The 17,069-nt window shown below is 53.8% G+C and carries 22 protein-coding genes and 2 tRNA genes; 7 read left to right on the top strand and 17 right to left on the bottom strand.

What is annotated here, in order from left to right; genetic code table 11:
- Positions 1-240 precede the first annotated feature (240 nt).
- On the top strand, positions 241-1,683 hold the full coding sequence (gene mgtE, locus HBN79_RS16525; RefSeq protein WP_016782141.1) for a magnesium transporter: 1,443 nt from the start codon (positions 241-243) through the stop codon (positions 1,681-1,683).
- 75 nt (positions 1,684-1,758) lie between these two features.
- On the opposite strand, the gene HBN79_RS16520 is transcribed toward mgtE, so the two are convergent.
- The 3 genes from HBN79_RS16520 to HBN79_RS16510 all read right to left on the bottom strand — a co-directional run bounded on the left by HBN79_RS16520 (position 1,759) and on the right by HBN79_RS16510 (position 2,795).
- Complete coding sequence (locus HBN79_RS16520) at positions 1,759-2,085, bottom strand: Arc family DNA-binding protein (protein ID WP_016782142.1); 327 nt, start codon at positions 2,083-2,085, stop codon at positions 1,759-1,761.
- A 274-nt stretch (positions 2,086-2,359) separates the two neighbouring features.
- Positions 2,360-2,536, bottom strand: coding sequence for a PA3371 family protein (locus tag HBN79_RS16515; protein WP_165446519.1), 177 nt, complete (start codon positions 2,534-2,536; stop codon positions 2,360-2,362).
- Positions 2,537-2,564: 28 nt separating this feature from the next.
- Entirely contained in the window at positions 2,565-2,795 is a 231-nt protein-coding gene (locus HBN79_RS16510; protein ID WP_095019285.1) for a hypothetical protein, read from the bottom strand.
- 324 nt (positions 2,796-3,119) lie between these two features.
- Here HBN79_RS16510 and HBN79_RS16505 point away from each other — a divergent pair.
- A tRNA-Arg gene (locus HBN79_RS16505) sits at positions 3,120-3,196 on the top strand.
- Between the two features lie 148 nt (positions 3,197-3,344).
- Here the strand turns inward: HBN79_RS16505 and HBN79_RS16500 are convergent.
- From HBN79_RS16500 to HBN79_RS16445, 12 genes are all read right to left on the bottom strand, one after another.
- Positions 3,345-3,668, bottom strand: coding sequence for a phage head closure protein (locus HBN79_RS16500; protein WP_169916906.1), 324 nt, complete (start codon positions 3,666-3,668; stop codon positions 3,345-3,347).
- The gene (locus HBN79_RS16495) at positions 3,668-3,943 is read right to left on the bottom strand and encodes a head-tail connector protein (protein ID WP_169916905.1); all 276 of its coding nucleotides are present in this window, start codon (positions 3,941-3,943) and stop codon (positions 3,668-3,670) included. The genes HBN79_RS16500 and HBN79_RS16495 overlap by 1 nt, the downstream gene beginning before the upstream one ends.
- Positions 3,940-5,436: a terminase TerL endonuclease subunit gene (locus HBN79_RS16490; protein ID WP_169916904.1), complete on the bottom strand. Its 1,497-nt coding sequence runs from the start codon at positions 5,434-5,436 to the stop codon at positions 3,940-3,942. Before HBN79_RS16490 ends, HBN79_RS16495 begins: the two co-directional genes overlap by 4 nt.
- Positions 5,433-5,753 carry a P27 family phage terminase small subunit gene (locus HBN79_RS16485; RefSeq protein WP_244165909.1) on the bottom strand — a complete coding sequence of 107 codons (321 nt, stop codon included), beginning with the start codon at positions 5,751-5,753 and terminating at the stop codon, positions 5,433-5,435. The genes HBN79_RS16490 and HBN79_RS16485 overlap by 4 nt, the downstream gene beginning before the upstream one ends.
- A gap of 209 nt (positions 5,754-5,962) precedes the next feature.
- Entirely contained in the window at positions 5,963-6,340 is a 378-nt protein-coding gene (locus HBN79_RS16480) for an HNH endonuclease signature motif containing protein (RefSeq protein ID WP_169916902.1), read from the bottom strand.
- A 53-nt stretch (positions 6,341-6,393) separates the two neighbouring features.
- The gene (locus HBN79_RS16475) at positions 6,394-7,572 is read right to left on the bottom strand and encodes a phage portal protein (RefSeq protein WP_169916901.1); all 1,179 of its coding nucleotides are present in this window, start codon (positions 7,570-7,572) and stop codon (positions 6,394-6,396) included.
- A complete protein-coding gene (locus tag HBN79_RS16470) occupies positions 7,569-8,087 on the bottom strand; it encodes an HK97 family phage prohead protease (protein ID WP_169916900.1) in 519 nt (172 codons plus the stop codon). Before HBN79_RS16470 ends, HBN79_RS16475 begins: the two co-directional genes overlap by 4 nt.
- A 2-nt stretch (positions 8,088-8,089) precedes the next feature.
- Positions 8,090-9,304 carry a phage major capsid protein gene (locus HBN79_RS16465; RefSeq protein ID WP_169916899.1) on the bottom strand — a complete coding sequence of 405 codons (1,215 nt, stop codon included), beginning with the start codon at positions 9,302-9,304 and terminating at the stop codon, positions 8,090-8,092.
- An 873-nt stretch (positions 9,305-10,177) separates the two neighbouring features.
- The gene (locus tag HBN79_RS16460) at positions 10,178-10,591 is read right to left on the bottom strand and encodes a hypothetical protein (RefSeq protein WP_169916898.1); all 414 of its coding nucleotides are present in this window, start codon (positions 10,589-10,591) and stop codon (positions 10,178-10,180) included.
- 60 nt (positions 10,592-10,651) lie between these two features.
- The gene (locus HBN79_RS16455) at positions 10,652-10,906 is read right to left on the bottom strand and encodes a helix-turn-helix domain-containing protein (RefSeq protein ID WP_346010144.1); all 255 of its coding nucleotides are present in this window, start codon (positions 10,904-10,906) and stop codon (positions 10,652-10,654) included.
- A complete protein-coding gene (locus HBN79_RS16450) occupies positions 10,903-11,229 on the bottom strand; it encodes a hypothetical protein (protein WP_169916897.1) in 327 nt (108 codons plus the stop codon). The genes HBN79_RS16455 and HBN79_RS16450 overlap by 4 nt, the downstream gene beginning before the upstream one ends.
- A 142-nt stretch (positions 11,230-11,371) precedes the next feature.
- Positions 11,372-11,572 (bottom strand): helix-turn-helix domain-containing protein, encoded by a 201-nt coding sequence (locus HBN79_RS16445; RefSeq protein ID WP_169916896.1) that lies wholly within the window; start codon positions 11,570-11,572, stop codon positions 11,372-11,374.
- 123 nt (positions 11,573-11,695) lie between these two features.
- Between HBN79_RS16445 and HBN79_RS16440 the strand changes: the two genes are divergently transcribed.
- Positions 11,696-12,226 (top strand): hypothetical protein, encoded by a 531-nt coding sequence (locus HBN79_RS16440; RefSeq protein ID WP_169916895.1) that lies wholly within the window; start codon positions 11,696-11,698, stop codon positions 12,224-12,226.
- Here HBN79_RS16440 and HBN79_RS16435 read toward each other — a convergent pair.
- The gene (locus HBN79_RS16435) at positions 12,218-13,429 is read right to left on the bottom strand and encodes a tyrosine-type recombinase/integrase (RefSeq protein WP_169916894.1); all 1,212 of its coding nucleotides are present in this window, start codon (positions 13,427-13,429) and stop codon (positions 12,218-12,220) included. The two genes, HBN79_RS16440 and HBN79_RS16435, sit on opposite strands and share 9 nt — an antisense overlap.
- Positions 13,430-13,776: 347 nt before the next feature.
- On the opposite strand from HBN79_RS16435, the gene HBN79_RS16430 reads away from it, so the two are divergent.
- Positions 13,777-13,848 (top strand) — tRNA-Arg (locus HBN79_RS16430).
- A 314-nt stretch (positions 13,849-14,162) separates the two neighbouring features.
- Here HBN79_RS16430 and HBN79_RS16425 read toward each other — a convergent pair.
- A complete protein-coding gene (locus HBN79_RS16425; protein ID WP_262372594.1) occupies positions 14,163-14,663 on the bottom strand; it encodes a helix-turn-helix transcriptional regulator in 501 nt (166 codons plus the stop codon).
- Positions 14,664-14,837: 174 nt separating this feature from the next.
- Here HBN79_RS16425 and HBN79_RS16420 point away from each other — a divergent pair, with 174 nt between their 5' ends.
- The 3 genes from HBN79_RS16420 to HBN79_RS16410 all read left to right on the top strand — a co-directional run bounded on the left by HBN79_RS16420 (position 14,838) and on the right by HBN79_RS16410 (position 16,544).
- Entirely contained in the window at positions 14,838-15,245 is a 408-nt protein-coding gene (locus HBN79_RS16420; RefSeq protein WP_186348336.1) for a hypothetical protein, read from the top strand.
- A gap of 42 nt (positions 15,246-15,287) precedes the next feature.
- The gene (locus tag HBN79_RS16415) at positions 15,288-15,710 is read left to right on the top strand and encodes a hypothetical protein (RefSeq protein WP_047296627.1); all 423 of its coding nucleotides are present in this window, start codon (positions 15,288-15,290) and stop codon (positions 15,708-15,710) included.
- A gap of 105 nt (positions 15,711-15,815) precedes the next feature.
- Positions 15,816-16,544, top strand: a complete 729-nt coding sequence (locus HBN79_RS16410) for a metallophosphoesterase family protein (protein WP_095018361.1) — start codon at positions 15,816-15,818, stop codon at positions 16,542-16,544.
- Positions 16,545-17,069 lie beyond the last annotated feature (525 nt).

The raw sequence follows: 17,069 nt of genomic DNA, 5'->3' as shown, positions 1-17,069 counted from the left end.
CTTCGTCGCACAAGCAGTGCGCAGGCGCCGTCTGGCGGTTTTTCGCAAGCTTTTGTTATCTCCAAGATTTTTGCGTCATTAATTTTCAAGCCGTGTATGATTGCGCCCGTCAGCCCCGCCGGGGCTTGTGGAATACCTCCATGGACTTACCCAGTAGTAACTCAGCATCCCGCTTTACCAATCATGAATTGACTGATTGATCCTTCCGGCGTGCCCTGCTGCTGGGAGTGGAGTTCGCCTATGACCGAAGTTGAAGTAAAGAAAACCCAAGAAAGCCTGCAAAGCCGCCTTGCTCAAGTTATTGAGCTGCTTAATCGCCAGCGTGTGGTCGAAGATCTGACTCATCGTCAGGAAGGACATCACCATGACCGGGTCGAGAACCTGGTCCATCGGCAAAACCTTGTTGAACTCCAGCGCAAGCTGGAAGACCTGCACTCCGCAGACGTTGCCTATATCCTCGAAGCATTGCCTCTGGACGACCGCCTGACGGTCTGGCAGCTGGTCAAGGCTGATCGCGATGGCGACATCCTGCTCGAAGTATCCGACTCGGTGCGTGAAACCCTGATCGCCGACATGGACGATCACGAGCTCCTGGCAGCCGCCAAGGAGATGGACGCCGACGAACTTGCTGACCTGGCTCCCGAGCTGCCGCGAGACGTCGTCCATGAGCTGATGGAGACCCTGGATGGCCAGCAGCGTGAGCGCGTGCGCTCCGCACTGTCCTATAACGAGGACCAGGTCGGTGCCTTGATGGACTTTGAGATGGTGACCATCCGTGAGGATGTCAGCCTTGAAGTCGTGCTGCGTTACCTGCGTCGCCTCAAGGAGTTGCCGGGCCATACCGACAAACTGTTTGTGGTCGATTATGACGGCGCCCTCAAAGGCGTGTTGCCGATCAAGCGTTTGCTGGTCAACGACCCTGAAAAGCAAGTGTCAGAAGTGATGGCCAACGACCCGGTGAGTTTTCACCCGGACGAAGATGCCTACGATGCTGCTCAGGCATTTGAGCGTTATGACTTGATTTCGGCCCCCGTAGTCGACAAGAACGGCAAGCTGATCGGCCGTCTGACCATCGATGAAATGGTCGACCTGATTCGTGAAGAGAGCGAAAACGAAGTTCTCAACATGGCCGGTCTGCGAGAAGAAGAAGACATCTTCGCCTCGGTGTGGAAGTCCCTGCGTAACCGTTGGGCCTGGCTGGCAGTCAACCTGGTCACGGCATTTATTGCTTCGCGGGTGATTGGCCTGTTCGAAGGCTCGATTGAAAAGCTGGTGGCTCTGGCAGCACTGATGCCCATCGTGGCAGGTATTGGCGGTAACTCCGGCAACCAGACCATTACCATGATCGTGCGCGCTATGGCCCTGGATCAGGTTAACACCGGCAGCACTTCGCGGTTGATGCGCAAGGAGCTCGCCGTGGGCCTGATCAATGGTCTGGTGTGGGGTGGGGTGATTGGTGTTGTGGCCTACCTGCTGTATGGCAGCTGGTCGCTCGGCGTGGTGATGACCGCAGCGATGACCCTCAACCTGCTGCTGGCAGCACTGATGGGGGTATTGATACCCATGACGCTGGCCCGGCTGGGGCGTGATCCGGCCATGGGCGCAAGCGTGATGATCACCGCCATGACCGACAGTGGTGGGTTCTTCATCTTTCTGGGGCTGGCGACTATCTTCCTGCTTTGATCATTCTGTACAGGGCGCGAACAGCGCCCATAAAAAAAGCCAGCATTTGCTGGCTTTTTTTATGCCTGGGTTAAATCAGGATTCTTCAGAGGCTGCTTCAGCATCGTGAGCAATCAGTGATACCAGGGCGTTTTGCTGGCGGTGTGACAACTGGCGGAAGCGTTGCAGCAGCTCACGCTCATGCAGGGAAAGCTCGGGGCTGTCGAGGCGCATGCTGAGCTCATCACCCAGAACGCCTTCCTGGATAAGGCTTTGCTCGAGACGAGCAATGATTTCAGAGTTCATGCTGCGGTGATGGTTGCGAGCCACTTCGGCGATGCGCTCGCGCATTCCGTCTGGCAGGCGAACGACGAACTTGTCAGCCGTGCGGCTGGAGTAAATTGCCTGTTTCAATGGGCGCATTTTAGTTAACCGGTTAGTTCAGGGGAGCGGTTCTCGGGAATTGGCCGCAGGATGTGTTTAAGACCGTCCTTATAGCCAAATGTTCAACCTGAATTGCTAAGAGGCGCGCATCATGCCTCAAATCTGCCACTTCCCTGGCGTCAATTCTGTGACAAATATTGAACCGGATAAAGGCGTTATGCCAGTAGGTCTTGTTAAAAATATACACTCGAATGGGTGGCTTAGCGATTAACCCAGCAAATTAATGGGTTTTCCCCCTTGCCTATGGGCAGTTTCAGCGCAATTGCGGGTCAAACTTGAACCTGCGACCAAGCATCAGCGCCACCAGCCAGCAAGCGAAAAATACCGCGGCGGCGATCAAGGGCAGATTGCCAAATTCGTTACTGGTGAATACATCCAGGGCAAGGCTCGACAGTGCCAGCATTAACAGAGCCAAAGCGATTTTGGACATGATTTCTTACCCATCTCTCAATGTGCTTTCAAAAGACCCAGCGTTCACCCGCAGGTGCCTGGTCGGCGACGGGCTGGTTGGCAGCCAGACGAGGTGTCACGCGGCTGGTCTCTTTCATCACCGCAACCTGTGGCCGCGGTTTGTTGAAGGTAGCCGTCATTTCAACAGGCTGCTCGGCCGAAACGGGCTCGGGCAGAAAATGAAAAACCAGCAATACGGCCAGCGCGAGGGTATTTAACAGTAGTAGCGTGCTGTTCATGGCGGTCATCTCTGAGAGCATGGACGGGATACTGTTAATAGAGCAGTCTTCGTGCCAACTGTAACAAGGCTAAAAAACCTTATAAAACAGCGAGTTGAGCCGTATATTCAAGAGTGTTTAATTGCATTTTGCAATGATGGCTTTTTGATGTAGTGCAAATTGCACGATGGCCGCCTGAGCCTTGCCTGTGCTGTGCAGTCGATCGCAACCTCGTACCGCTCATCGGAGGCAAAAAAGTCTGTTTAGGCCGCTGTCTTACAGTTAAAAAGACCACTCACGACATGACAAACCCAGGCATGCCCGTTACCATGCACGCCGTTATTTGTCTCAGTAGCTCAATTGGATAGAGCATCCCCCTCCTAAGGGGAAGGTTGCAGGTTCGAACCCCGCCTGGGACACCATATAATTCAAGGCTTCCAGCATATTTACCGTGACAGTCAGTTTGGTTTTGACAGCAGGGTGACAGCAGGCGGCAAAAGAAAGGCCTCGTCTGCGCGGATCCGTGCAGGCGAGGCCTTTTGTTTTCCACCAAAGGGAACGGGTGGCGCGTTAGTAGCCCGGGCCTTCCTCACACATACACACCAGCAGCTTGCCCTCATTGTCGGGCAGTACGGCTTTGATGCTGTAGACCTTGCCTGAATGCCTAAATCGCATCGTGGCATCTAAGTCGGCTCTGAACCTGAGCGTCACTCTGACTGTGGTCGCGCTTTGCTCCGCCCCGGCGGCGATGAACTCCCGGCCACTGATCCCTTCTACTCGCGCCCATTCTCTACTCAGCGTGGCCCAGGTCTGTTTCATTTCCCCTGTCTCTGGGTTCTGCAGGAAGGTAGACACTTGAATATCTATAGGGTGACGCAGCTTGCCGATCATCATCACTGCACCGCCATCGAGCGATATGGTGCCAGCAGCATTGAATATGCAGTGTTCTCGCTCAAGGTGCGGTCGGCCTGGCGCTCTCGATTTTCGTACAGATCGCCCACCAGCAGCAGAATAGCGGCCTTGATTGGGGCGGGCATAGGATCGGGCAAGGTATCGCCTAGGTACATACCGACGTGCGTCTCGGCAGCCAGGATCAACCCCCGCAGATATTCGTCCTCTGCATCATGATCGACACGCAGGTGTAGCTTGGCTTCGTCCAGGGTGGTCATACGAAAAATACCTCAGTGTCGATATCAAAGGGGGCCTCAGCCACCAGCGAGGCACCGAACGCCATCGCAAGGGCTTGCAAGCCGTCAATGCGGCCAGTACGACGGCTCTTGTCCAGCTTGCGGTTACCGCTGGGGTCTTTCACTGCCACGGCGTTGGCTGCGCACAGGGTCAGGACTGGGTGGCCACCGTGGGCAATCCGGCCATTCAGTAGTTCACCTTCCAGGGCATCGAGGGCCGGTGCCATATCTCGGAAGCCCTGACCGTGTGGCACCAGTGGCAATTCCAGGCCCAGGCGTTCCAGTTCCTTTTTCAGTACGTCGATGCGCCAACGGTCATACGCGATTGCGGCAACGTCGCAGTCACTCAGTATCTCGGCTAGATCGAGGGCGACGGCTTCCAAATCCACTGTAGCGCCTGGCGTGGTGCGGATAAATCCTTGTCGCGCCCACAAGTCATAGGGCGCCCGGTCTTTCTTGGCCCGGTCGAATATCCCCAGCTCTGGTGTCCAAAAGTACGAGCGAACCTGCCAGACGCCCGCGGTCTTTCCGATCAACACCAAAGCAGTCAGGTCAGTTCGAGCGGAAAGATCGAGGCCGGCGTAAACCTGCCCCTCGAATGGTTCCGGCTCAGCATCGCAAAGCATCCACACGTCTGGGCTGATGAACGGGCTGTCGAGACTTACGCGCTGATTCAGCAGCAGGTTACGGGCTGTGTTGCTCATGCTGGGCATCCGCTCGGCCTGTTGCATCTGTTCGCGCAGATCGGTCTCGGAGCGGAACAGGCCCAGTGCTGGATTGGCTGCTTTCCAGGCTTCCACATCCATCAGATCGCAACCCTTGGCCCCTGCGTAGAGCCGACACACGATGCGCGGGTCTTTGCTTATCTTGGCGTCATCGATCCATTGGCTCAGCAGGTCGGCGTCGTTGGCTGATTGGGTGCTGATAGCAATCAGTAGAGGCGCTTCGTGGGCGCCCTGGCTAGTGGTGATGGCGTCAACAAAGTCAGATTGCGGCCCGCGTATCTGGCCGATCTCGTCGAGGATGGCCAGTACGGGCGACAGACCATGTGCTGTCTTGCCATCTGCAGCCAGGGCGCGAAACTCGGTGTTTAGGTTCAGTCCCAGCAGACGTTTACCACTGGGCACGATACGGACGATCTTGGATAGGGATGGTGACAGTTGCACCATCTTGCTGGCGAGGTTGAATACCAGGGAGGCTTGGTCGCGGCTCATGGCACCCGACACAAGCTGGCTATTTTGCTTTGCCTCGGGGCCGATCAGGTGCGCTAGCAGCAGACCAGCGATTAGGCCTGACTTACCGTTTTTGCGAGCCACACTCAGTATGGCTCGCCGGGTGCCCGCTGGGTTGTCGTACACGTCGCGCAGGAACTGGCATTGGAACTCTGCCAGCTTCATGGGTTTGCCTACGTCCGCGCCCTCTGGTGTGACGCAGTAGCGCTCGATAAAGGTGATGATCTTTTCGGCGCGGGTCATTGCAATGTTCCCAGTGTTGGGATCAGATCGTCATCCTCGTGCTGGCGCGCTCCCCGCTCCAGGGCAGCACCCTTGTGAATGTCTTGGGCCTTGCCCACGGTGGCGATGGTGGCGACCATAAGTTGTCGACCAGTCGCCAGGGCTCGGCGGGTCATCTTGTCCAGTAGGTCGCACGCCGGATTGATCTTGCCCTCGATCAACATCCCGTCGCGCTCGATGCTCTCCTGCAAAGTTTCCATATCGGCATACGCTCGGGCGAGGTTCCCGGCCAGCACCAAGTCGGCGTCGGTCCAGGTGTCTCGTGGGCGAGCGGTCACGATGGCATCCCAGAAAGGTCGGTCACAACCGCGCAGCCGAATATGGCTTGGCGGTTGGAGTGGGCCAAGTGCTACAGCCTGGCTAGCAGCTACAGCGGCCTTGGCACTGTCGGAACGGGTGCGGCGCTCGGTCGTTTTCATGTTTTTAGGCAGTTAGCGATTGAAGAGCTGGGAGGGGGCGGAGCACGTGCTTACGGTTGCTGGTGATTTTAGCTGTCACATTCTGTAGCACGTCTGAGGCCCTCTTTTTTGCACTGATCTGGTGCGCTTTTTAGGTTCCAATGGTGACCCGGATCAATCGGGAAACCGTTGATATCATGGCCCGGAGTCGTGCTCTTACCCATATCTAAAGCGGTCTTCACTGAGTGGCACTCATGGCACATGGCTGTCAGATTCTCGCGACGGTTGTCGTCGCTGTAGTCTTCGCGGCTGTCTTTGATGTGGTCAACGTCTGTCGATGCCACATACCAGCCGCGAGCCAGGCACCATCGGCACAAAGGCTCCTCTGCCAGTACTTGTGCGCGCAGACGCTTCCAGGCTGCGCTACCCAGAGGAACTATCCTTGCCTTCGGTTTGTACTTGCTCATTCTTCTTCTCCTTTGCCTTGGCTTTCATTGCCTCGAGTGGGGTTGGTGCTTCCTTAATGCGGGGTTGCAACATCTTTAGGCGGGGTTTCTTGGACATCATCGATACCTTCAATTGTCGGTAGGTTCTCTAGGCTGCGGACTTCGGAGCGGAGCATCCATCCGTCCTCGATGCCGCGCTGATAGAAGTTGGATCTGGCCACACTGTCACCACGCAGCAATCCCTCCACGTTGTGCTCAGCGTAGTAGCTACCTGAGTCATTGATAAGGGTGCGGCTGATTGACTGCTCCCACATGACCAAGTGGCGGCGCAGGGTGTGAGTGACGAAGTAGCGGCCCAGCTCTACGGCGTTGCTGTAGTTCGCTTCGCGCAGATCACCGATCAGTACAGGTGGCACACGAAACAAACGGGCTACCTCCTCAACGGAGAGGCGTCGGGCTTCGATCCACTCGGCATCCTCTAGCGTCATGCTGACGGTTTTGAACACTGCGCCTTGTGGCAACACAGCGGTCTTGCCATGACTTCCCACGCCACCATAGCCAGCAGCCCAGCTCTCACGAATCTCACCGGCCTGGGCTTTGGTTGTTCCGGCCTGGGTCTCGATCACGCCTGAGAGCTTGGTGCCTTGGGCAAACATCCGTTCACCGTGTGTGCGCTCGGCCAGTGCTAGACCCACGGTGTCACGCGCTACCTTCAATGGACTGCGACCCAGCACGCCATCATCACTGTGATAGCGCAGGTGCAACATCTCATCAGATAGCAGGCGACGGGTACGGCCATGACGATCGGTTGCCTCATACAGCAGGCGATCATCAGCAGTACGCAGAATGGACACGCTGTCAGGGTGTAAGGGCTTGAGTGCTTCGACACGACCTGACCGACTCCACACTACCTCGGCATAGGCATTGCCACGCAGCAGGACGTGGCGCTGCATCTGCTCCCGGAATTCGAGGGCTGTCTGCCAGTCGTTGGGCGAATCATGGAGCAAGGCATACAGCGGGTGAGTACGGGCCTTCTCTCGTCCATCATCGGTGCGGCGGTACACATCCAGTGGCAGGCTGGCAACGGTCTCGCTGATCGCAGCCACCGCTGCATAGACCGCGCTGATTGATTCGGCGGTATCTACGGTGACGGATACGCCCGCCACGTTCTGGGCATCGGTAAAACGGTCGAAGTATTTGTCGAATGCGGGTGTGTTGTTGCGCTTCTCGAAGAAACGAGGAAGCCACTTCATCGGATGCACTCCAGGATTTCAAGGTAGCGGCGGGCATGAACCAACGCCTGTACTGTTTTTTTGCTACGCACCGAAACGCTGGTGGTCATGTAGGCCGGGTTCGCTGTGATGGTGATTTCGTGCAGATCCACCGCGTGCAAGCTCCGTTGCTCGCCTTCCCATTTATCAGTGACCGACACGAAGCCGAACGAACAGCCGTCCACGTCGCCACGCTTGACCAGTTCGGCCACGTCGCGCCCTAGACTGGTGTCGGGTAGATCCAGCTCAAAGGCCAGCCCCACGTCATCTTCTTTAAGGCGCAGGGTGCCCGCTCCGACACGACCTAATAGGGCTGCATCGTCGTGCTCGTAAATAGCCCGGATGCTGGCGGCGGCAGGCCCTGCAAGGGAGCGGGTGAACGCTCCCGGATGGATCACTTCGGAGAAGTTGCCAATGGCAGCAGGCTCCCCGAAACGGGCGGCGTAGCCATACAGCGTCCGGCCCTTTTGCTCGATGCTGAAAGTACGCCGCTCCATGATTAAGCCCCTGTCGCTACGACGAAGCCTTGTGCGTGACGCACTGCGGTGTCGAGGGTGGCCATTGCCCGAACTTGCACACCGCCACGGCTATAGGCAGGTTCGGCGAATGGGTTTACCAGGATGTCCACTTCTGACCAGACACCCAGCAACACTTGGCTGAAGTCGCCCAGGATCAGTTTCTTGGCCGGAACATTCTTGCTGGTCACCAGCGGTAGGTCGGCCAGGCTGCCGCCTTGGTACAGGAAGCCGGAGCCAGAACCCACGACCTTTTCGGTACCGGCCAGTAGCGTGCGTATCGCAGCGGTGGTCAACCAGCGACCATTGGCGATTTCCACGTCATCCAGCTTTTCCAGCATCGCCAGCACTTCAAGCCAGGTATCCGGCATTTCGGCGGTTTGAATGCCCGCGGTGTTCAAGATGCCCAGTGGCTCGCCCAGCAAGCCCGAACCATTGATGATGGCGCGGTCAATCTGTTTGGCGATCAGGAACGACAAGTCTTCACGAACTAACTGCTCGATGCCTGGGGCCGATTGCTGGATCAACTGGCGGGACATTTCAGTTTTGCCACCAACGTGACGCGGAGTCAGGGTGACGGAATCGAAACCCATCACGCCTTCAGGTACGGCCTGACCTTCAGTGACCCAGCCAGTTTCGAGGCCGTTCCCGTATTTCGGAATGCTGACGTTACCAACCAGGCCAGACAGAACACGGACACCCAGCGAGCGAGCCACCAGGCTTTCACGCAATGGTCCGATGTAATCTGTGGCACGGTGATCGACGCCCACCAGATCAGACGCTGTGGTCGTGGTGTTGGCGCGGCGCTCAAGGTTCTTGAACGGAATGAACGCTCCTTCGGCTTTGCGACCACTGCGGCGCTCGGCCTCTTTGGCGTACTCGGCTTCTGCGCCGTCAAGCGGAGTGCCATTCATTTGGGCTTGAATGACCTTGATGGTCAGTACGGAACCGGCCAGCTTGTCCAGGTCAGACGCAGGCGCACCTGATACAGGCTCACCAGCAGCGCGACGTTCGATGTCGCTCATGTATTCGGCGCGCTCGATCTGGCTGGCCAAGGTGCGTTCTTCAACCTTGAGCGAGTCAAACTGTTTGATTTCGTCGGCGGATAGGTCGCGGCTCTCCGTCGCGGCTTTGTCCACCAATGCTTTCATGCTGGCGACTTTGGTGGATCGCTGCTCACGAAGGGCGTTCAGTTTCATGGGGATTTCCTATGGGATGAGGGTTTCTCAGGGCTCACCATAGGCGGGTTTTATTTGTCAAAACAGTGGCTTGCCGTATGCCGGTGATGCGCTCTGTCCGGTTTTGTGTCGTGGGACTTATGGGCACATACAGGCGGGATTGTTTCAGACGAACGGCATATGGTGGAGGGCTATTCGTTCTCTCCACTGTGTAGAAAATTACACGGTGGCGGCGGGGTGCGGCGGCTGCACCCCGTTTATACGAGGCCTATTCGATTGTTCGGCGAGCCATCGTCGAACAGTTGTCGAGCACTCGGACGATGCGCCCATTTTGGCGAGTCGTCCGGTTCATTCAGTAGCGCTAACCAGTGTTTTCAATCCTCTCCTATGGTTAATTCTTGAAAACGCTACAGCCCTTATACTGCGTGGCCTGCAAGCGATTACCGGAATCTTCAAATCTAACGCCTGTCTGCATGAGAATGGCCTGTCTGCGCTTTCTGTCTAACACTGGTGCTTTAACGGTTATCAGCCAGTGCGTTAACGGTGAGTAACGGGTGCAGAATTGCGCTGGTTGTAATGCGGCCGAACTTGGCTTGATTGACCTCTTGATCTGGGCTGACGGGGTGCGGCATATGCACCCCGCATGAGTTGCACCCCGGCAACAGATGCCCCCTTTGCGCAGTGATGAATCCTCACCCCCACGGCGTGAAAAGCAGAGCTTGGTTGGTAGATATATATAAGGGTGTATTGATTCAATACCGGATGAGTTGATTTAGTGGTATCGAATCAATACACGATGATTAATCTTTAAAACGAGACCGGACACAACGGGACTAATTACGCTCGTTACGTGTATCGAATCAATACCGCTTCTTGTATTGATTCGATACCGGATTAAGCCGAATTAGTTAGCTCCGCCACGGTTTTGGGTGGCGTTCTTGTCGCCGCGATTTCTAGACCCTTTCCGGGACATTCATCGATTGCGTACCACGAAAGTGCATACAGTGCGCACCTTGAGCCGTGCCTTGAAAACATACTGCTACGGGACTGAATGATCCATCCGCCATCCAGCAGGGCGCACAGAGCCTTTTGAAGGATGTTTGGAGAACTGACCCCCCATTCTTTCGCCATGGTGCGCGTTGCTGATAAGTCACCGTTGTTGCTCCCGTTGTACTGCATATGCAGTTCCATTAAGACGCCCCGCGCGGTGAAGCTCAGAGATCGATACGGTGCAGATTGGCCCATCGTCCACAGCATCATGGCGAAGGGCTTGGCCTTGAGTTTGAACCCCTTTGCTTTTAATGCCATTGCGCAGCTCACAGGCTGGCCACAGGGCGCCGCAAAGACGGAACCATGTGGCAACTCAAATCAGGAAGGCTCGCTGGCCAAGACGTACAAACCTACCCGGTGCGGCCGACGCCCAGGCCCTGTGGTTTTATAGGTCCACTCTGTTTTGATTGAGTATCCGTGATTGCGAAGCCACCTGACTGATGATGGTGGATGCACGATATCCAATGAGCGGGCGGCGTCGATGCTCGACACGGGGCCGGCGCGTAAAGCGTGTACAAGCCTTTTGGCTTGTGCGGCTGTGGAGTGATTGCTAGCGGCATGGGAATCTGTCACGATTCTTTCCTCATATTGGTGTCATCCAGTGTGTTTTCGCTCTGGCGGCGCGCCAACGCTGCCAGGGCTATCTTTTCCTGCTTTGCTTCTTCTTTCTCCACCAGGTTCTCGATGTATTCGCCGCGCTCGCTGAGCGCGTCACTTATCATCTGCAAACCAGTCATCAGCCCCGAAATATGAAAGTTAGTCATAAAGGGCCGGCCATCATCGAAATCTTCTTCAGTTAAATTAATGTCGATTAGACAGGCCACTGTCTTTATAAAAACTCCTGCGCCTTTTAAAAGGCTTGCGTCATATTTGGCACCACCGATGCTTGTCTTCATGACCTTCCCCTTCCAATAGTTTTTATTACCTCTACCCGCCGAGCCCCGAAACGACGCATTACCTCAAGATCGGTCAGGAGCGTGCTGACTGGTAGTTGAAGCGTGCCCAGGATGTTTCCGGCGTTATCGAGTATCCGTATGTTCATCGTGCGTTCTCCTTAGCGATACGATTGATATAGGTGTCCAACGTCTTGACTAAGATCAGACGACGGCGACCGAGCTTGAAACTCTCGATTTCACCGCGGGCAACAATTTCGTACAGCATCGAGCGAGCTACGCCGATCACTCGGGCTGCTTCATCGATGCCTAAGGCAAGGGCTGGGACCTGGTGGATTTGATTCATCTGTATAAAACTCCAGTTGTGTAAGCCTAACGCCCGGACGATACTGGACGGTGTAGACACTGTATTTGTAAGTAACAAGCAATGCAAGCTATCTGCTTGTAAGATTTTCTCGAGGAGCGACGAATGGCAAACCGATCAAAAAAGGCTGTGATATCCGCTCGGATTGATCCGTTTTTGAAGGCCGGGCTCGAGCTGGCAGCGACCACACAAAATGAAAAGATCGTGGCGTTGTTGGAGTGCGGGATACAGGGAGTGCTAAGCACGACGCTTGTGGATGATCCGTTTGGAGAAACTGCCGACGCTAAAACCTCATTCCTCCAACTAATGAAAAATATATGGTCGGAGGATGAAGTTATTTATAAGCTTAGAGTTGGGAGTTTGGGTTATAAGTATGCTGATATGGAAACAGTGGATATGGCAACTCTGGTTGCTAATAATATTTACTTTATGGGTGATTTTAATTTATTTGGCGATCTAAGTGTTGGTAGGAAAAAAATTGGGTATTTTCCATCTGAAATTTGGTTGGATCTAGATTTAATTCGTGATGAATGGGATCTTATATCTGGATACGTGAAGTTTATAGAGCGCAACAAGGGATTGGATGTTGATTATGATGGTTTTAAATCGATGATTAAAAACTCGGGATCAAAGTAATTCGACTGCTGCCGCTTTAACGTCAGGTGCCAAGTGAGCGTAGCGTAGAGTCATTTTTATGTCTGAATGCCCAAGCAGATCACGCACGGTATTAAGCGGGACACCAGCCATTACGAGGCGTGACGCGAAGTCGTGACGCATATCGTGCCAACGAAACCCGGTGATGCACGCCTCTTGTAGCAGCTTGAGCCACGCACTTTTTACGTCTTCCATCCTGCCTCCACCCATCCCCGCGAACACGAATTTAGATTCGAAGTTTTGCTCTTTCCAGGCACTGAGCGTCCCGAATACTTCGGCATTCATCGGTATATGCCGCGTTTCAGAAGTCTTCGCGGTATCGCCGCCTACCGTGATAGTTTTACTTTGAAAATTTACCATTTGCCAAGTTAAGCCGAATAGTTCGCCGCGCCTCATTCCTGTGTTAAGTGATACAAGAACCATAGGCTTTAAATGATCGGTAAATGCCAGCTCTCGCAAGTCTAAATGTAGTGGCTTGTTACGCTCTGCTCTCCATTGGTTAGCGCTGTCACGCTCTAGGCAAGCACGATGCTCTCGAACTTCCAGTGCGTTTCTGAGGTTTCTCGATTCATCTTTCGATAGATAGCGTACCTTTCCCTTGGTATCGACCTTTAGTTGCTTCAATTTTGTCAGTGGGTGTTCGCTGATGAAGCCCCACTCCAGGGCGCGACTGAGCACGCCACTGATGGTGCCCATCTTGCGATTCGCAGTTGCAGGCTTATTTCCACCTGTGAGCCAAGAAGTCCTCAGTAGCTCCAGGTCGCGCCCGGTGATTTCATTAAGGCGCTGCAGCAGGATTGAGGCGAAGTTATTGTCCAAGGTGTGGAGCGTTTTTTCATGCCCTTTGTGGTGGGCCTCGAACCACGGCAGATAGGTGTCGTCGAGGAATTCACGCAGGGTAGGGGTGTTGGCATTTCTGCGGTTTTGAGTAACCGCCAGTGGTTCTCCGTGCTCATGCGCGTCTGTTAGATACCTGCCAGCCTCCGTGCGGGCTTGATCAAGCGTCAGCACTCCCACTCGGCCTAGAGTGGCATTCTTGTTGCGCCCCCACGTCACCATATAGCTCATGTGCCCACTGGGCAGAACGCGAATAAAAAAACCGGGAAGGTGGGTGTCGTGAACACGATAGACTTTCGGTTCTGCTGACAGGCTGGTGATGAGTCTTTGGGTGATCTTAGTCTTCATGATTCCAGTCGTGACAGCAGCGTGACAGAAGAAAGTACAGTATCAGTCAGTATCAGAACACACAACCAGACAGATAAGCCCTTTGTTTGCTGGGGTCGTCCTGTATCTGCTGGTCTGCGGTTGACCCTCCTAAGGGGAAGGTTGCAGGTTCTTATCTGGGGTACTCACTAGACTCCTATTGAGATCCAGCAATTGACTGGGAGTGGTGTAAAGAGATCTGACTGAATGGACACGGTCTTTGGTGCGTGGGCAAGGATGTAGAGGTGTAAGCTTTACGAGTTAATGCCTTGTTTTTCCTGTTAATTGCTTGAATCTAGCCGCAAAAAAATCCAAGATGTACACGCTACGTCCTCTTAGTTCAACGGATAGAACGAGCCCCTCCTAAGGGTTAGATGCAGGTTCGATTCCTGCAGGGGACACATCCTTTCTGCACTTCTCCCTTCGTATGTTCACCTTGCGGATGGATTTCAGCCTAGTGCCTCTTCTGGTCTGTTCGTCTCAAGATTCAGAGCCTCTGCTTTCCTTGCTACACACACTTCAGCCGATCCTCACTTTTCTGATTGCGACCGTAGAGCAGGTTTCACTCAGCATGGCTAACCTCTTTGATCGAGCCCGAAACTTAAACCAACATCCAAGCGATCTTGTAGGTCGGCTCAGAACAATAGGTTTCAGATCTTTAGCGACAAATAACTCCTCTCCTGACCCATGGTCTCGAGCCTCCCCTAAATTGCCTTTATTCCTTCTGCCAGTACCGATACACCGTTGAGCTGGCCAATCCAAGCCTCTGCACCACCTCAGCCTGACTCAATCCTAGAGCCTTCAATTCTCTCACAGCATCGGCATTCTTGGTATTGCTAGGCTTACCCGCAGGCCGCTTTTTCAGCTCTTTGCCCACAAACTGACTCCGGAGAAGCTCCTCTCCTCCTTCTGCTTTGAATGAGTCAAGTTCTGCCCGTGCTCTCTCAAAGGTGGTGTCGGTAGGTTCATCCTTCTGGATAGCGACACATAGGGCTATAAGAGCAATAGGATCAAACTGGAGGGCATCTGCTAGCTCGATCAATTTCGCGACCGTGATATTGCTCTTTCCTTGCTCCAGCTTTCCTATGTTTGCTTTTGCACTGACGTCTGCCAAATCACCATAGTCAAATCCCCGGATTGTCCTGATTGCCCTGAGTACTCCGGCGATCTCATTCTTAAGCGACATAGTCAGCCCTAAAAGCGAGGATAGAGCCATAACGCCTGCCTTCCGATAAACCACGTTTGGTGGTAGTATTGGAAGTTCGCAGTGACGCTTTCTCAGAGCTAAGCCGCACAATCATAGGTTCAGGGTCTTTTGGATATGGGCATCAGGCAGTTTTAGCGACCTGAGCACCCAAACATATCACGTGTATTGTCAGAGGTTTTTTGATTGGAATTCGAAGAAATCCAAGCATCCAGCGAGCTCCTCTCCACCACCGGAGAGCCCCGCTCTGGATCTGGAGAAAGCCAAGAAGCACTAATTCATATCGCGCAGACCCGCTTCCCAAACAAAGGCTTTTGCATCGTCCAGCAGTGGACAATCGTGCGCGCGATAGCGAGCGATGGTGATCTCACCAAAATCCACGTTCATGGCCACCTGCCGCTCTTTGTTTTCGCCGAAAAAGTCATCCTAGACAGCCGAAGACGCTTCGATCATGGGAATTGGGTGAGAAGCACCATGGCCATTTCATTCCAAGATGGTTTTCTCTTTGAAACCAAAAACACTGTGTACGTTTTGATGGGAGACGGCGACGAAAAGTCAGCCCGTCTCGCCGCGATACTGTCTCTTTATCAATGATGTCAGCTGCAACTGCGGTCTGTAGATTCACGGGAATGTGAAATGTTTAGAAGTCACGAAGCCTTTGCCGAGGGCACCCCTAATATCTTTGGGGATGGTTATTCAAACTGGCGGATATTTGAACGCCACTTGGCTCATCCTTGGTATCACGTCGTTATTGAAGAGTGCTTGGATGGCAAGGTGTGGCCACGCACCATGATGATTAGTGACGTCGATATGCTCGAAGAAATACTTTCCAAACAAACCAGCGACTTCGTCGTTGCCGAAATTCAGGTCGTCACGCCTGGGTGGATGAACAAAGCCGGCAAATGGAATATGGAGGGGCTTTCGGGGTTGCTGGTCGGATATGACTCAACAGGAGGTCGGGTTTTCCTTCACAACGTTGAAAACGAAAAAGCTTATACCGATGCGCCTGGCCGTCTTATCGACGTTCAGTCTCTCAAAGATATTCGAGTGATTTTTTAATCCAAGTACGCAAACGCAGCCTCTCCTTGCAAGGCGAGCCATGCTCGGAGGCCGGCCGCCGCAGCGGCATCCAAAGTACAACTAAATCGAAACTGGTCGTCCGTTATGAAAATTCAGATTTACTCTGACCTGCACCTCGAGTTCGCTCGGTTCGATCCCGCCCCAAGCGACGCGGACGTAGTAATTCTCGCCGGCGACATTGATATCAAATCGCGGGGCGTGAAATGGGCAAGCGAGGTTTTTCAATGCCCAGTGATCTATGTATGCGGTAATCATGAGTACTACGGCGGGCACATAGGTCACACACTGCTAAAGATGAAAGACGCTGCATTGCCCCATGTGCATGTACTCGAAAACGAGATGCTCATTCTCGATGGCACACGCTTTTTGGTCACAACTGCCTGGACGGATTATTCGTCTACGGGTGATGTGGTTGCGGCAAAGAGAATTGCTTGGGATTCGATGAACGATTTTTTGGTGATTCGAGCCGACTTGGATTACAGGCGCTTGCGTCCAGACGACCTAGTCGCTAAGTCAGTGAGAGCTCACCTATGGCTAACCCAAGAGCTTAATAGACCTTTCGACGGCAAAACAGTAGTGGTCACACACCATGCACCTGTGTTGGATTATCTGGGGGATGATCACCCAGGACATCTGGCTGCAGCCTATGCAAACGATTGGTCAGAGTTACTTAGTAAGGCTGATCTTTGGGTTTATGGGCATACCCACGTTGCGGCGGATTTCTCAAAGGAGGGGTGTCGAGTGGTGTCCAATCCACGCGGTTATCCGGGGCAGAACACGGGCTTTGATCCTGATTTATTGATCGAGCTTTGATTATCAGTGATTGGCTATTGGACACGTTCGCGTGGCTGGCCGAGCTCAACGGGATGGAGGATTTTTGATGGTGACATTGGAAGATGTTTCGCAACTCTTGTACGGCGCTTGAGAGGAGGTTGCCGGCTGGGAAGGCTCACAAGAAGACCTGATCTCTTTGGCAGCAAAGACATTCCCGGGCAAAGCATTCTGTGTGGTGAAACAGTGGATATTGATCGACCTCACCGTGACGCCGGTTGAAAGGGAAAAACTTACGAGTCTGGGTCTACTTCCCATGACGCTTTTCGCTCACGAAATCGTACTGGACAGTAAAGGTCGTTTTCAATCTGGCATGTGGGTACGCAGTAACTTCGGAAAAACCTTCACTGAAGGCTACATGTTTGAAACCAAGAGTACGGTCTGTAGTGGTCAACTCATCCCGGACACGGTTTTGAGTTTTTCTTCCGTTTTCGCTGGGGCCAATCCATCGTTAAATTGATGAGGTCGGATCCAGTTGTAGTGATGCATCAGGTACTGGCTAATATC

This window comes from Pseudomonas sp. WS 5051, assembly GCF_012985715.1.
In the GTDB taxonomy this organism is placed as follows: domain Bacteria; phylum Pseudomonadota; class Gammaproteobacteria; order Pseudomonadales; family Pseudomonadaceae; genus Aquipseudomonas; species Aquipseudomonas bubulae.
This window is presented reverse-complemented; position numbering and strand designations above follow the sequence as displayed.